We start from the raw sequence: 14,794 nt of genomic DNA, 5'->3' as shown, positions 1-14,794 counted from the left end.
CCATCCATGACGGCATCGCCCGGCTCGAGAACTGCGACCGCCAAGGCCATGAAACGACGCACCGGACACGCGGCGCTGGTCGCGGCGGCCGCCGCCTCGCTCGCAGCGGGTATGTCTCCGGCGGCGGACGGTGGCGTGGGGGTCGACCAGGTCGTCTTCGACAGCCGGAACGGCGTCAGCGCCATCGAAGCCCCGAGCGTCGCCACGGCCGGGACGGATCCGAAAGTGATCGTCGCCTACGTGGCCGCCGACGGCCCGGCGGGTTCGCGGCAGACAATCTGGGGAGTCAACGGTTGCGGCCTGAGCTGGCTGGGCAGCGGCGGTGAGACGGTCAGCAACCACGCCAACGACCAGGACGGGGTGGCTGCGGCATACTACGCGGTCAGCTACAAGCCGCTCGCCGACTGCGTCGTCAAGGCCAGGCTCGGGACGGGCGGGTACGCAGCCAGCATCACCGTGACCGTGCTGAGCGGCGCCAAGCCCCGGGTCACCTTCACTAAGGCCAGCGGCGCGAGCGGCGCGCCCCAGGCTGTCGCCCAGGCCGCACCGGGTTCGCTGGTCTTCGGCGTCGGCAACGACTGGGACGGAGCGGTGTCCCGTACGCTCCTGCCAGGGCAGTCGATTGTGAGCGAGAGCGTGAACACCGACGTCGGCGACACCTTCTGGGTCCAGCGCTTCACCAACCCTGCCCTGGAGCCCGGCGCGGTCGTCGTCGGAACGACCGCCCCCGACGATCACCAGTGGAACTTCGTCACCGCAACGGTCCACCCAGCCTGAGGCCCTCCCGCCTGGGGTCACTACCGTCTGTCGTGGGGGCATGCCTACTGGAGAGGCGCTTGCTGCACATACGGTGCTATCAGCGATGGGCGCAGGCGACGAGTCCGCTGGGGCGGTGTTTCAGCCGTTGTTTGAACTCGAGCCCTTGGCGGCGTTTCGGTGATTATTGGCGGAATACGCGAGAATATGCGGCAACTATATTAGTTACGATGAGTCTCGACAAATCCCCGGGGAAGACGAGCGCCGTCAACCACCGAGAGGACATGTGTATGAGGCAGTCGATAGCCAAGTTCGTCGCGATCGTGGCAATAGAGCGCTCAGAGCAGTCAGTGCTGAGATCGTCCGGGCTCTTCGGCGAGGAAGCATCGAGATGGCTGGCGAGGATCGGCGCGGGACTTCACGGTTGACAGCCCGTCTCCTCCGGCCGATCAAGGGAGGCCTGCCGTATGGTTCTGTCGGTCACGTCCACGACTCGTGCCATCGCTCATAGTCAGCCCCTTCGAGGGAATGGCCGGAATCAAACGAAAACCGGCAGAATGGGCGGTGGGATTCTCACCCGCAGATGGTTAAGGTGAGGAACAGATCTGTGGGGTACATCCCGCGGACAAACGATTCCTTATGGGCGAAGAGTCATTTCGTCACTTTATGGAGGTAGCCATGATGGAAGTTATCAAGCGCGTCGTCGGGCTCAAGGAGAAGGCTCGCCTCACCGACGTTTTCAACAAGGAGACCGCAAAGGTCTGCAGCAACCCGATGCAGAGCCAGTAAACGTTCTCGTCGACGTGACAGGGTCGGCTCTTGGAGGATCGAGTTGACGGTTCATGTATTCGTTGGGCCGACCCTGGCCGTACACGAAGTGGTACGTCTTGCCGAAGGCGCGGTGACACACCCTCCCGTACGGCACGGCGATCTGTTACGACTGCCGCTCGAGCACGGCGACGTCGCCGTCATTATCGACGGCTTTTATCACCAGTCAGCCTCGGTGCGACACAAAGAAATCCTTCACGTACTGGCGAACGGCGTGACCGTGGTCGGCTGCTCCAGCATGGGCGCCTTACGCGCCGCCGAACTACATCCGTACGGCATGATCGGGAGTGGTCGGGTCTTCGCGATGTACCGCGACGGGGTCATCGACGGCGACGACGAGGTTGCGGTGGCCCACGACGAAGCGCCGTCGTACCGTCCTTTCAGCATCCCCCTGGTGAACCTCCGGCACGCGATCGCTCAGGCCGAGACCGCGGGCGTGCTGTCACCCCGGCAGGCAGGGGAGATCGTCGCGGCTGCACGCGAGGTTCCCTACTCGGACCGCTCCTGGCGGGCTGTCAAGGCCGACGGCGTGGATGAGCTGCGCGCGTTCTTGACCAGGCACCCCGAGCACGGCGACCTCAAAGCCTCCGACGCCCGGGCCGCTCTGAGCCGGCTCGGCACCTTCCGACCGCCCGACCCAGACGCGCACGATTGGATCCAGGCGAACGGTTGGCGATCGGCGTACCTGCACGAGTGGCTGGCCACCTTCCGGGGCACGTCCGTGGAGGGCATTCACGTCGGCGACGCGGCCGCCATGCGCTACCGGCAGATTTACGAGCAGGACTTCCCCCGTCGCTGGCGCGATCACGTACTGACGCGCATCGCCGGCAGCCCGGCACAAGCACTGGCCGCTGCGGCCGAGGCCGGGGTAAGGCTGACCGCGGCACACCGCCGGACATGGTTGACCGCCGAGGAGGCGGAGCTGTTACCCGACGACGAGGCGCTGCTCCTGGTGCTGATCCGTACGCACGGGCAGACCGGCGACATCCACGCCCTGGTAGCCGCCGAGGGCGTGAACACCACGGACGAGCATCGTACGGCTGTGGCGGAAAGCCAGGCCATCAACGCGGAAGTGGCCGGATGGGAACCGGGGAGAAGCATCGAGCTGCTCAAATATGAGACGCTACGCGCGCATCTCGCCCGGACCTGGAAAGCACACAGCGCGGAGCACCTCAAGGCGGCGGGACGTGACCGGGGATTCGCCTCGGTACGGCTCGCCGTACGGGCAGTCCGCCCGTTTTACCTCCGCCACCACTTCCTGGCGGTGAGCCCATGAAGACGGCCAAGGCCTACGAGCGCGGCACCCACCGGGCCCGCCACCCCGAGCACACTTGGGATCTGATGGCGCCCAAACTCGGCCGCTTCGGCATCACCCGCGTGGCCGACGTGACCGGCCTTGACGTCATCGGCATCCCCGTCGTCATGTCGGTCCGCCCCCTGTCGAAGGTGCTCAGCGTCTCGCAAGGCAAGGGGCAGACCCTCACGCTTGCCAAGGTGTCGGCGGTCATGGAAAGCGTCGAGCTGTGGCACGCCGAGACCGCATTTCCGCCGCTCACCCGCCGCCGCACCCCAGCCGCGGAGCTGGGCCTGCCGTACGCGCTCAATGACCTTGTTCGCGACTCGAGCGCGCTGGTGACCGAGGCGACCCGGCTGGACTGGGTCAGGGCAACCGGTCTGGTCAGCGGCCGGGCGACCGAGGTGCCGTTCGACCTGGTCTGCTTCACCGGGTACATGGAGCGGCCATGGATCCCCTACGGGCTCGTCACCACCAGCAACGGGTTGGCCTCCGGTAACAACCTGCCCGAGGCGGTGCTCCACGCCCTGTATGAGGTCATCGAGCGCGACGCGATCAGCCGAACCGTCCGCGACGACCACCGCACCTTCATCGACCCCCACACGGTCGACGATCCTGAGTGCGCGCACATGATCCGGCAGATCGCGGACGCCGGCGTCGAGATCCGGCTCGCGCACGTCCGCAGTTCGACCGGCGTACCCTGCTTCGAGGCCGAGCTATGGAGCCCGGAGTTCCCCGTCATCACGCTTGGCGCCGGCGCCCACCTGGCGGCTGAGGTCGCCCTGTCGCGAGCGATTACCGAGGCCGCGCAGAGCCGCCTCACCTCGATCGCGGGCAGCCGCGACGACCAAGCAGCCGTGTACGAGCACGTCAGCACCGCAGGAGGGGGCCGACCTGCGCCCCCAGCGACGACCCACTCATGGGCGGGCTTGGCCGCCGCGCCGGTGCCCTCCTTCGCGGACCTGGAGGAGGAGATGGCGGCGGTGACCACCCTGGCCGCGGGTCTCGGCGGCGAGCCCCTGCTGGTGGACCTGAGTACCGACGAGGACTTCGCCGTGGTGAAGGTGATCGTGCCGGGCGCGGCGCTCAACCCGGCCCGCGTGCACCCCGACGGTGATGACGACTCCTCAGAGGAGACATGGTGATCACGTGGATGAACTGGGTGCAGGCCGCGCTGACCTCCTTACTGGTCATTCGCATGGTGGTCGTCGGCTTCTTCCAGCCAGTCAGAGGGCGGCTGTTCTGCTGGGCGATGTTCACCCGCGGCAGCTACATCACCTTCACCTTCACAGGCTACGACGACGCAGGCGTACGGAAGACCGTCGACGTACTGGACATGGTTTCCCCACACAATCCCGGCGTCACGCCGCGGCGGCTGGAGAGGATGGCCGCCTATCTCGAGCTGAGCCTGGACCACGTGTCAGGTGAGGGTGCGCTGATGGACGTGGCCGGCACCCGGGCTATCCGAGTCGAGCGCGGCTGTGTGGTTTTTTGACGCCGTGACGTCGGTGTTCACCACCTACACCGACGAGGCTCGCATGCAGTATTTCCGCATGGGCTTGGGAGTGGCCTGCGTCCTGAAGTTCGTGATGTCCCTGACCCATGGTGGCTGGAACCGGCTGGCGTCCGGTTTCACCCGGCATGACCTGGACAGGCGTCACGGATCGAGCAGGGCCGCGTGGGTCGTCGCCTGCTATCGGCCGGTTCTGTGTGTACGGCTGGCCGCCGCCCTCCTGCTGACGGCAGGCGTCGCGTCCAAGGCGGCGGCCATGGTGGTGATCGCCGGGCTGTTGTTCGAGCTGATGTACGAGTTCCGCTCCAACACCGTTTTCCTCGCCCTGATGGCTGGCTGCCTGCTGGTCGCCGGCAACCTGGGAGACGGGCTGCACGTGGTGCACCGGATGAGCGACGCCAACACCTGGGCGCAGTTTCTCGTCGTGCTCATCGTCACGGACGTGTACTGGAACAGCGCCTGGCAGAAGACACGCTCCGCCCACTACATGAGCGGGCTGCTCCTGGCCCAGTACGTCCATTTCACCGCCCAGGCGCAGCGGAAACTGCCCTTCCGCGAGTTCTACTACCCCCGGCTGTTCCTTCGATGGTTCGGCGGTGGAGACGCGATTGCGATGCAGAGGTGGCGGAAGGTCGCCCTCTTGGTGATCGTCGTGGAGGTCGCACTTCCGATCGCGCTGTCGCTGCCGGCAACGCGACCGTACGCCATCGCTGCCGGGATCTCCATGCACGCGGCCTTCCTGCTGCTCCTCCCCCGCCAGCTGCTCGGGTTCTCGCTCGGAACAGTGTCGGGGTACGTGGCCTTCGTCGCATGAACCGTAGATTTCACCGGCTTTGGGCCGCGGGCGCCGTGTCCAACCTGGGCGAGGGCCTCATCATGGTGGCGGGACCGCTGGCCGTGGTCTCGTTCACCCGCAACCCGCTCCACGTCAGCGGGCTCATGGTCGCCCAGCAACTACCGACGCTGCTGTTCGTGCTGCTCGCCGGTGCGATCGCGGACCGGGTTGACCGGACGCTGCTGATGACGGCTGCGGCACTGACCCGCGCTGTTGCCATGGGAGTGCTGGGATTCGTGATGGCGGCAGGGAACGCCGACCTCTTCCTTCTCTACCTCGCTTTCTTCGTTGCGGCATGCGCGCTCACCGTTCACGACAATGCCTTCGCCGCTGTGCTCCCAGCCGTTGTGCCTGTGGCGGAGCTCAACAAGGCCAACGGCCGCCTTGCCGCAGCCCAGTCGGTCTTCAAGATATTCGCGGCGCCACCCCTGGCGGGCTGGCTGTTCGGGATTGCCGCCGCGGCGCCGTTCCTGATAGACGCACTGTCGTTCGTCCTGGTCGGAGCGCTGGTCATCGGCGTGCGGGACCGGCGACCCAGCACGAGGAGCAGCTCGTCCATCCGAGCCGACATTGCAGAAGGGCTTCGCTGGCTTTTCCGGCACCGGATGCTGCGGACTCTGGCGGTGTCAGTTTTCGTGTTGAACATCGGGCTCACCGCGACCATGTCGATGCTGGTTCTGATCGCCTCCGACCGCTTCGACGTGGGCCCCGTCGGATACGGCCTGCTGTTCTCCTCGCTGGCCGCGGGTGGTGTGGCGGGCAGCCTGCTGGCAGCGACTCTGGTGCGCTGGATGGGTGCCGGCAACGTCATCCGGCTGGCGCTGGTAGTGGATGTGGCCACCTTTGTGGCCCTGGCGCTCGGCCGCCATGCGGTCGTGGCTGGGATGGCCCTGACCCTGTTCGGCCTGCACTCCATGGCGTTCTCGGCCACAACCGCCTCGCTCCGTCAAATGCTGACACCCGACCCCCTGCGCGCGCGGGTCCATAGTGCACACCGGTTGCTGTCGACGGCAGGCGCAGCCGCAGGCTCCCTGTTGGGCGGAGCCCTGGCCACCGCCTTCACCCTCCTCACTCCACTGTGGTTCGCGGCAGCGCTGACGACGGTACTCATCGTGGTCACATGGAGGTCGTGGAGGGCGGAGCCGCTGGCGGCGCCGACACCCGACGCACGGAGCCCGAGGGGTGCCACCTAACCCTCGGGCTATCTGGCAGCCGCCGGTTGTTTGGCCATAATCAGATCGCGAGGGCGGGCCCCGGCGCTGGACCGTGATGCCCACGCCAACCGTTGGGCCTGTGCACATCTGGGCTTTCACTCTGTAGCGCCGGCATTACTGGCAGCGCACGCGGGATCTCCCGCGCCGCTATCACAGATAAGCAGGACGAGTCGCCGCCGCCCGAGCCACCTCCCGCAGCTCATCGCCGCTGAGGGGTCGGGGTGCCCATGCGGGAGCGCCTCCAAGGGGCCGACGAGCAGAGCGAGTAGCTGCTCCGCCGCCAGCTCGGGGTCGGTGGCGCGCAGCCGGCCGACCAGGATGAGGCGGGTCCGCCGGTCGGCCAGCGCCTCGGTGGTGAGCCGGTGCGGACCGGACTCGGTGACAACGTCGAGGGACGTCGGGAAAACGGATGATCTCCGAGTAGAGGCGTCGTCGCAGCGGGCAGGAGTGCTCGTCGCAGTGCAGGCGCAGCAGCTCGTGGCCGCCATCCTCGAGGGTGGCGCGCAGGTTGTCGACCGGTTCGACGAGTCGCCCCGGCGCGCTCGCCGAACGATTCGTCAAGGTGGTCGGCAAGCCACCGCTCACGTACCTGAAGGACTGGCGGATGACGTTGGCCGCCGATCTGCTGACCGAGTCGACATCGACCGTCACCGCAGTCGCCCACCAGGTCGGGTACGCCGACGCGTTCGGGTTCAGCACGGCCTTCAAGCGCTTCCACGGAGTCAACCCCACCGAGTGCCGCACGGACTGCCGGACGTGACCGGGAAGTGACCGGGAAGTGAGCGGGACGCGAGCGGCGGCCGGCATCGTGGCCGGTGCTGGACGGGATCCACAGCAGTGACCCCGCCCAGCCCTTAACTGGGACTCCGTTGCCCACTTTCGGCCCTGGCGCCTGCCACGGGCCAGCTTCACCTGGTGGTCGTGCCGGCGTGCCAGATCACTCAAGCCGGTCTACACCGCGCCGACCGAGGCCGCCGCGCTCGAGCGGTTCTACGAATTCGCCGAGGTCTGGGGCGGTCAGTATCCGGCGATCGGGAAGTCTCGGGACGACGCCCGGGCCGCGTTCATGCCCTTCCTCAACTTCGACACCGAGACCCGCCGGGTCCTCTGCCCGACCAACGCAATCGCTTTCTTGAGCTCTCACATGGGTGTCCATCATGTCTGGCACGGCGGCGCCGGCGGCCCGGGCGAGCGTGATCTGATAGCGCAGGTCGTCCCAAGTGGGCAGGAGCCCGCCGAGATCGCGACCAGTTCGAGCCTGAACGCCCGCCCTGTCCGCTCCGGCGGCTACCGCTTCGTATCGCACGCATGCCGAGTGTGGGGGGTGTTGATTAACAGAGGGCGACGGCTCATCCGGCAGAAGGGGAGCAATAGTCAAGACTCGTGGGTCAGGTCAGTTCGGCTGTTCCAGCTGACGTAGTCGGAGGCTCACTGCGTTTCGGACACGCCGGGTTCTTCCGTGGTCGCCAAGCAGTCTGAGGGCTTCGGGAGTGGAGACGATCTGGGGGGTTGTGGCCATGCACTGGAACCAGTCGGTGGCGCCGGTGACCTCCTCGACGGTCCATGGCTCGCCCATGACGATTGAGCTGAGCAGGTTCCATTCACCCGTCGTCGGGTGAGGAAGTCTCGCTCGGCGATCACTTTGGCCATCGTGTGAGCTCAGTGGGTGAATGCCGAAACGGTGAGCAATTGTGCGGCCCGACGGTCCAGCTGCTGGCCCACGGCGCTTTCAGCCATCGTGGCGTCGGTGTCACGCAGCACGGCGGCCACGAGGGTGGCTTCGTCCGCCTCGCCGACGGCTTCCAGATCGCGGAGGTGGCGGGCGAAGCGCCGGTGCTCAGCGGGCTCTTCGTCGGGGTGTTCACGAGAGGGGTTGAGCAGTGGGGATCGTTGCCGGTTGGTGATCGCTTCCCGGGATCGGGTTGATCGTTTCCCAAAGGTGGTGCGGTCTGAGGCCGGTGTCTCGTCTCTTCGGGATCTCCGACCTTGACCGCCTATTACGATCTTGACAGCATGCCGGTCATGAGTGTCGGTCTCATCATCGCGATGCCCCTCCGTCAGTGGGGACTCATCGACGCGTGCATGGACAACGATGCCAGTGTCGAGACGGTGGACGGCTCTCTCCAGCGGGCCGACCTTGCCCGGAGCATCCGGAGGACCGGCTGGGATCAGATCGCCCACTGGACACCCGGCGTTCCCGCCTCCGGCAAATGGCCGCCGCCGGACGAGATCGTGAAGCCCAAACTCACGCTCGCCCAGTGGCTTCTCACGGTTGACGTCCTCGAGCGCTGGGCTGCGACCGGTGTTCGGGTAGGGCATCACGACACGGCCGCACAGGAACGCGAGCTTCTCGACCTGATCATGTCTCGGCTCCAAGCCCACGGCATCCACGTTCCACCCGAGCGGCGATGATCTGGTCGGCTTGGGTATTCGCGAGGCGGTCTGGACTGAGCAATCACATCGGCGGCTGTCCCACTCCGACGTGGGCTGGTAAGGATCTTTGGTGCGGCAGTGACTCCCAGCGCTCCGCCGCTTACAGTGTGGAGTTTTCGGACTGCAGGGTGTGAGTGTGTCGGTTGGGTGTGACTGCTTCTCCTCTCGGAGGCGATGGCGGCATGTGGCCTGCCGTTCCACAGCGCCGCCCCACGCCATGGACAACCGACGACGGCGGCCACCGCATCGGCGAACGCGGTCTCCGTCGCTGCGGGAAGGACCAGCTGCGTGCTGCCCGCCACCCGCACCAACACCGTGGTGAAGGCGGCCCGCACCCGCCCGGCCGACGCGGCGAACCGTCTCAGCCAGCCCCGAACCGTCGACGGCGGACGGCCCAGACTGGCGGCGATCCGCCGATGCCCGCGCCCTGGGCCTTCGCCTCCAACGCGGTCCCGACCACCTCGACCCCGTCAGCCCGCTGCAGCAACACATGCGTCCGGGCGCACGAGCTGCATCGCGTCCGCCGCGGCTGCACCTCGATCAGCGCCTCGCCCATGCCCCACAGCCGGCGTCGACGCCCGAACCCCCACCCGGTCAGCACGCCCGCGCAGGACGGGCACGTGATCTCGCCTGCTCGCAATCGCCGCTCGACCTCAGCCGCGTCGACCTCTACCGTGATCAAGGTGCCTTCGGGCACGCTCGCACGGCCCTTCCGAGCTCCTGCCTATCGATACCGGGGAGGGCCGTTGCTAGTGACTCACGTCACTCGGAACACGGTCACCGTGACGGCCGACCTCCCGATGATCAACCAGGACGATCCGATCGATCTCCTACCGTCACCAACCCGCAGCCTTCACCCGTGATCTCATGCTCACGGTGGCATCTCGTGGCATCCAGGGCATGGGCGTCCGGGGCATGGGGCGTCCGGGAACGTCACGTGCGCGCCCACGCGCCCATGCCCTATGGCAAGCTTGGCTCCGGCCATCGAATCTGTCGCGTACGTCACAGCAGATAGCCTCCGCTCGCGTGTCGCACGGCGACAGGTAGGCCAATTTCCCGCGGAGGCGCAGTCGGGACACGTCGGTGACCGCCAGCCGCTGGTCGTGCAGCAGGAGGCCCGGTGCCGAGGGCTGTCGGTGTCCGCGGCGCCCTGGCGGGCGAAGTGCGCGTGGCTGTGTCGCGGCAGATCGGCGAGCACCTGATCACGGGTCGCGCCAGTGGACCGGCGGACGGTGCACCGACCCGGTAACAGCTCGGTGAGGGCCGCGACTTCCAGATTGACGTCCAGCGGGGCGGTGCCCGCCGTGTCGGGGACCGCGACGACGAGCACGCGGTCCCGCTCGGCAGGCTTTCGCGACGTCCAAGGGAGAGTGCCCGACCTATTCCGGGCACCGTCAGGTTGCCGCGCTTGTGCGGCGGGACAGGCCGTTGATCACGTCAGCTTTAGAGCTGCTAACGCAATGAGGCGAGGCGTCGCCAGCAGATGAGTGCGCAGGCAACTTGAGGAAGGCCTCGTGGATGTCGGCGCGGACCTCCCAACGGATGCGCAGGCGTCGAAAGGCATGCAGCAGGGCGAACGTCTGCTCTACGACCCAGCGGTGTTTGCCCACGCTGGGGCAACAACGGCTCGATCACCGCCCACAGCTCGTCACTGACCTCCCACGGCTTGGCCCGCGCCACCCGTGCTCCTCTCACGACCGCTACAGCGAGAGATCAAAGCACACCGGAGATCATTCTGTTAGGCGCTTTTGGCGGGGTGGGTCGACAGGTCGGCCGGGGGCTCCCATTGCGCTCCGGTAGTGCACGGCCGCCGGGTACTGGAGTGCCAGTCCAACTGTGCTTGACCGACACCTCTCGCTGGCCAGCGGGGGTTATGGTCGACGTGCTGTGGGCGCGTTGCTGCGCAATAACCGGCTCTTCGCACCCGCCGTTGCCGACACGGCAGCAACCCACGCAGCCCCTTGACATGGACCATTACGACTCGTGCCACCAGGGCACGTCTTCCTCGCCGAAGAGCAGGACGAAGGTCGAAGCGGGGTACTTGCCTTCGAATGATGTGAAGTCGACGGTCGTCTCGATCTCGTCGGCGGTAAGCAGGGTGGCGCCCGCCGCATGCAGCTCGCGCACCAGTTCGGCACGGTCGGGGTCCGTCTCGTCCGCAGACGTGATCACGTCCTGCCGCCGCAGGGTCTCGGCGACGGCGGCGTTGGCGCACAGGAACGCGTAGGGCCCGACCGCCGACAGCCACAGGCTCCACGACCGCTTGGAGTCCGCCCGGCTGCGCACTTCGTAGGAAAATCCGACCCCGTCCTCCCAGTCCGACCAGTCCTCGAGCTTGAACCGGGCGGACAGAAACTTCAGCAGGCCGGCCCAGGGGTTGTTCTCCTGGGCGTGCCGGAAGAAGAAGTAGTCCGGCTTCCTCAAGTCCCCGTACGCCGCGCGGGCGTGCCTCAGGATGTCGTCCACCGGACTCGTCGTCATCCTCGAAACCTACCTCGTCATGGCGAGCCTTGGGCGAGGTCGTTGGTGGGTGGCCTGCCGTTCGGACGTCCATGCTGACGTATCGGCGCGCGGTGGCGGGGACCAGGCGGCGGCGTGCGCGTCCCCCTTGCGGTGGAGGTCGCGGCGAAGGGCGACCGCCTCGGCGGCCGCTCACGCCCGCGCCTGCCTTCTCGGGGCGGCCATCATCTCCACGGCCTCGCGCTTGTCGGAGTCGGTAGGCGCCGCCGGACGTGAACGTGCGGCCCCTCGTGACGGCAGCGCAGCACCCGAGAGTCCGGCAGCAGGTGCATGTCCTCGCGGCGGAGTCCTAACGCCTCTCCGATCCTCATGCCGGTCGCGGCCAGCAGCTGGATCAGGAAGCCGTCGCGGGCGTGCCGTCGGGATAATGATGTTCGAATCCGACGGCCTGGATCCGGAGTCTCCACGCCGCAAGACCGCCAACCCCAACATCACACCCTGGCCTTGAGCAACCGGGTGAGCGAGGTGAATCGACGACCTGGCGCGGTAACGGGCCATGGCATGATCAGCCGTAAGGGACCAAGCACTCAGACCGGAGCTCATGCTCACGCTGGCGTCGCACACGAAACCGGGCTCCGGCACGAATTCGGTGGTGACGGAGTGTGCGGGCTAGCATGGTGATCTTGGTGTGCTTCGAAGATCTTGAAGATGCTGTTCCCGCAGTTGGCCGATATGGTCCTCGAACAGGTGACCGAAGAATCGCGGGTCGTGCGGGTACGGGCCCGGACACGATCGGTGGCGGCATCCTGCCCCGCGTGTGGAGTCCTGACCCGGCGGGTGCACGCCTACCACATGCGACGTCTGGCGGATGTGCCGGTCGGTAGCCGCACGGTGGTCGTCGACCTGCGCATACGCCGGCTGGTGTGCGAAGCCCGCGGATGTATGCAGCAGACGTTCCGTGAACAGGTCCCGCAGGTGGCGGCCCGGTATGCCCGCCGCACCGTGGGGCTGGCCGCGCTGATCGTGGACCTGGCGGTGGTGCTGGCCGGCCGCGCCGGCACGGCTGTGCTGTCCCGCCTGCCGGTGACGGTCTCGCGTACCACGGTGCTGCGCTTGTTGATGAGCGTTCCGGCCCCGGCCGGGCCGGTGCCAGCGGTGCTGAGCGTGGACGACTTCGCGCTGCGGCGCGGCAACCGCTATGCGACCTTGCTCATCGACGCGGTCACCCACCGCCGCATCGATGTGCTGCCCGACCGCAAGTCCTCCACGTTGATCACGTGGTTGCGTGAGCACCCAGGCGTCCAGGTCGTGTGCCGCGACGGCTCGGCCGCCTACGCCGAAGCCATCCGCCAGGGCGCACCGGATGCGGTGCAGGTCAGCGACCGGTGGCATCTGTGGCACGGCTTGGCCGCCGCGGTGGAGAAGAGCGTGGTTGCCCACAGCCGCTGCTGGCACACAGCAGGGCCGCGCCGCACCGGTGCGCTCGCCGAACGGACCCGCCGCAAGCACGCGCAGGTCCACACCCTCCTCGACCAGGGACTCGGACTGGTCGATCCCTACCGCGAGCACCTGCCACGCCGCCTGGCCGAAGAGCCGTTCCGCCACCGCTTCCCGGTCCGGTAGTTGATCCCGACCAGGCGACACGCTTCCATGCTGCTGAAGCCTTGATCCATAAGCTGGACGTATTCCTCCCGCTCACAGGTCAGCTTCCGTCGCCGCTAAGGGGACCGGATCTCGAACTCCACCGCACGCCCCATGCTGGGGTGTTTGCGACGACCGCTAGAAGGGAGGAATTGGCCGCGTGGCGGGGCACTGCGCGTCGCTACATGTCGCGGTTGTCAGGCGAGACGCTCACAGGCGAAGCACCCGTGGTCTGCACAGTGTCCGCGCTCGCCGGTGCAGCGATCGCAGCGGTGATCCCGCCAGTCAGGAGCATGGCGGCAATCGTCCCCATGAGAACGCGCTTCATGAGTCACTCCAATTCCTCATTAGCGGATAGATGAAGAATGCACCCCCGGGCCCGCATAAGCCAGACTGATAACTGCCGATTTAGGCATCTTTCTTGCCATCGGCATTCTGCCCCCCATTGATCAGGCCGACTGTTGAGGCTGTGGTCAAATCGCGGGCGGTGCTAGGCAGGGCCAGTAAGGACGTGAACGGCATCTCGTGGACGCCTACGTTGCCTGGTCATGCGGTCGCTGGTCCGCAGCCCAGTCGATGGGATCAGGGTGGGGTTCATGATGACGAGGCCCACCGAAACGCGCGCACGACGGCTGTGAGCAGGTCATCGCTAAGGCGTGTCTGATAAATGATCTCGGCGGTGCGGTTAGATGATCCTTCGTGGTGCGACGAGGTGAGCTGACCGACAAGGCCTGGCAACGGATCGAGCCCCTGCTGCCCGTGGCGGACGGCGGGGGACGTCCCTGGCGCGATCACCGCGAGGTCATCAACGGGATCTTGTGGAGGCTGCGGACCGGGGCGCCCTGGCGAGACATCCCCGAACGCTACGGCCCCTGGCAAACCTGCTACGGACGGTTCAAACGCTGGGAAGAAGACGGCACCTGGGCCCGCCTGTTGGAGGACTTGCAGGTCAAGGACGACGCGATCGGCACGGGCGGGTTGACGGGCAGCATCGACTCGACCATCGCCCGCGCTCACCAGCACGCTGCCGGCGCCCGAAAAAGGAGGACCACGGCGGGACGATCGATACGAAGCAATCGCAAAACCGGCAGGTGCTCGGACGATCCCGAGGCGGGCTGACCACCAAGCTCCACCTGATCACCGAAGATCGCGGCCTGCCGCTCACGGCGCATCTGACCGGCGGCAACGTCAACGACTGCACCGCCTTCGAGGCAGTGATGGCCACGTTCCAGCTGCGCCGCCGCCTCGGTCGTCCGCGTACCAGGCCGGACCGGCTGGTCGGCCGATAAGGGCTACTCCTCCCAGAAGATCCGCACGTACCTACGACGACGCGGCATCCAGGCGGTCATCCCGGAACGACGGGACCAGATCGCCAACCGCAAGCGGAAAGGCAGCCGCGGAGGCCGCCCGCCCGTCTTCAACGCGACCACCTACAAGGACCACAACCTAGTCGAGCGGTGTTTTGCCAGGCTCAAGCAGTGGCGAGCCGTCGCCACCCGCTACGACAAGCTCGCCCGCCGATACCTCGAGGGCGTCACCATTGCCTCACTCATGCTCTGGCTCCGCCAAACCGAATTATCAGACAGGCCTTAGGACGACTGGAGGTCGACATGCGAGGGCCTGGCGCCATGCTGTGGAGGTGCCGATGGCAAGCAGGCGCACGTCAGTGTCGCCAACACGGAAGTCGCGCGCATAGGCAGCACAACCCTGGGTCTCCTCCAAGACTGTATCCCGGAACGGGACACGAGAGGGCGTCAATTTGGCAGTCAACATACGAACTTTGGCGCTTTTACCCATCCCCACCAAAGGATGATTGTTGG

At 66.8% G+C, this 14,794-nt stretch carries 14 protein-coding genes and 4 pseudogenes; 13 read left to right on the top strand and 5 right to left on the bottom strand.

Translation table 11 applies throughout. The features are described 5' to 3' along the window. Window positions 1-48 precede the first annotated feature (48 nt). The 7 genes from FHR33_RS47915 (at window position 49) to FHR33_RS47885 (ending at window position 6,419) form a co-directional block, all read left to right on the top strand. Entirely contained in the window at window positions 49-777 is a 729-nt protein-coding gene (locus FHR33_RS47915; protein WP_183662702.1) for a hypothetical protein, read from the top strand. Window positions 778-986: 209 nt separating this feature from the next. Beyond that, the gene (locus FHR33_RS47910) at window positions 987-1,184 is read left to right on the top strand and encodes a hypothetical protein (RefSeq protein ID WP_183662699.1); all 198 of its coding nucleotides are present in this window, start codon (window positions 987-989) and stop codon (window positions 1,182-1,184) included. Window positions 1,185-1,588: 404 nt separating this feature from the next. Beyond that, window positions 1,589-2,860, top strand: coding sequence for a TfuA-like protein (locus FHR33_RS47905; protein WP_183662697.1), 1,272 nt, complete (start codon window positions 1,589-1,591; stop codon window positions 2,858-2,860). Continuing rightward, the gene (locus FHR33_RS47900) at window positions 2,857-4,023 is read left to right on the top strand and encodes a YcaO-like family protein (RefSeq protein WP_183662695.1); all 1,167 of its coding nucleotides are present in this window, start codon (window positions 2,857-2,859) and stop codon (window positions 4,021-4,023) included. Before FHR33_RS47905 ends, FHR33_RS47900 begins: the two co-directional genes overlap by 4 nt. Beyond that, window positions 4,017-4,373 (top strand): hypothetical protein, encoded by a 357-nt coding sequence (locus tag FHR33_RS47895; protein ID WP_183662694.1) that lies wholly within the window; start codon window positions 4,017-4,019, stop codon window positions 4,371-4,373. The genes FHR33_RS47900 and FHR33_RS47895 overlap by 7 nt, the downstream gene beginning before the upstream one ends. Before the next feature lie 4 nt (window positions 4,374-4,377). Then, window positions 4,378-5,205, top strand: coding sequence for a hypothetical protein (locus FHR33_RS47890; RefSeq protein ID WP_183662692.1), 828 nt, complete (start codon window positions 4,378-4,380; stop codon window positions 5,203-5,205). Further along, window positions 5,202-6,419, top strand: a complete 1,218-nt coding sequence (locus FHR33_RS47885; protein WP_183662685.1) for an MFS transporter — start codon at window positions 5,202-5,204, stop codon at window positions 6,417-6,419. The genes FHR33_RS47890 and FHR33_RS47885 overlap by 4 nt, the downstream gene beginning before the upstream one ends. A gap of 116 nt (window positions 6,420-6,535) precedes the next feature. On the opposite strand, the gene FHR33_RS53595 is transcribed toward FHR33_RS47885, so the two are convergent. Continuing rightward, complete coding sequence (locus tag FHR33_RS53595) at window positions 6,536-6,928, bottom strand: TetR/AcrR family transcriptional regulator C-terminal domain-containing protein (RefSeq protein ID WP_183662683.1); 393 nt, start codon at window positions 6,926-6,928, stop codon at window positions 6,536-6,538. A gap of 56 nt (window positions 6,929-6,984) precedes the next feature. Here FHR33_RS53595 and FHR33_RS47875 point away from each other — a divergent pair. The 4 genes and pseudogenes from FHR33_RS47875 to FHR33_RS47860 form a co-directional block, all read left to right on the top strand. Continuing rightward, window positions 6,985-7,200, top strand: a pseudogene (locus FHR33_RS47875) (helix-turn-helix domain-containing protein); the annotation flags it as partial. A 132-nt stretch (window positions 7,201-7,332) separates the two neighbouring features. Next, window positions 7,333-7,860, top strand: a complete 528-nt coding sequence (locus tag FHR33_RS53590; protein WP_183663207.1) for a transposase — start codon at window positions 7,333-7,335, stop codon at window positions 7,858-7,860. Window positions 7,861-8,093: 233 nt separating this feature from the next. Next, on the top strand, window positions 8,094-8,366 hold the full coding sequence (locus FHR33_RS47865; protein WP_183662679.1) for a hypothetical protein: 273 nt from the start codon (window positions 8,094-8,096) through the stop codon (window positions 8,364-8,366). Between the two features lie 60 nt (window positions 8,367-8,426). Then, window positions 8,427-8,852: a hypothetical protein gene (locus tag FHR33_RS47860; RefSeq protein ID WP_183662676.1), complete on the top strand. Its 426-nt coding sequence runs from the start codon at window positions 8,427-8,429 to the stop codon at window positions 8,850-8,852. Between the two features lie 382 nt (window positions 8,853-9,234). Here FHR33_RS47860 and FHR33_RS47855 read toward each other — a convergent pair whose 3' ends face one another. From FHR33_RS47855 to FHR33_RS47840, 3 genes and pseudogenes are all read right to left on the bottom strand, one after another. Next, complete coding sequence (locus tag FHR33_RS47855) at window positions 9,235-9,570, bottom strand: hypothetical protein (RefSeq protein ID WP_183662674.1); 336 nt, start codon at window positions 9,568-9,570, stop codon at window positions 9,235-9,237. Window positions 9,571-10,325: 755 nt separating this feature from the next. Further along, window positions 10,326-10,483 (bottom strand): annotated as a pseudogene (locus FHR33_RS47850) (transposase); the annotation flags it as partial. Between the two features lie 364 nt (window positions 10,484-10,847). Then, window positions 10,848-11,339, bottom strand: a complete 492-nt coding sequence (locus FHR33_RS47840; RefSeq protein WP_183662672.1) for a hypothetical protein — start codon at window positions 11,337-11,339, stop codon at window positions 10,848-10,850. A gap of 702 nt (window positions 11,340-12,041) precedes the next feature. Between FHR33_RS47840 and FHR33_RS47835 the strand changes: the two genes are divergently transcribed. Continuing rightward, on the top strand, window positions 12,042-12,956 hold the full coding sequence (locus FHR33_RS47835; protein WP_183662669.1) for an ISL3 family transposase: 915 nt from the start codon (window positions 12,042-12,044) through the stop codon (window positions 12,954-12,956). On the opposite strand, the pseudogene FHR33_RS53720 reads toward FHR33_RS47835, so the two are convergent. Beyond that, window positions 12,926-13,039, bottom strand: a pseudogene (locus FHR33_RS53720) (helix-turn-helix domain-containing protein); the annotation flags it as partial. The gene FHR33_RS47835 and the pseudogene FHR33_RS53720 overlap by 31 nt on opposite strands. A gap of 637 nt (window positions 13,040-13,676) precedes the next feature. Between FHR33_RS53720 and FHR33_RS47825 the strand changes: the two are divergent. Then, a pseudogene (locus FHR33_RS47825) lies at window positions 13,677-14,567 on the top strand (IS5 family transposase). The last annotated feature ends 227 nt before the right edge of the window (window positions 14,568-14,794 follow it).

The organism is Nonomuraea dietziae, from assembly GCF_014195505.1.
GTDB classification, from domain to species: Bacteria; Actinomycetota; Actinomycetes; order Streptosporangiales; family Streptosporangiaceae; genus Nonomuraea; species Nonomuraea roseola.
This window is presented reverse-complemented; position numbering and strand designations above follow the sequence as displayed.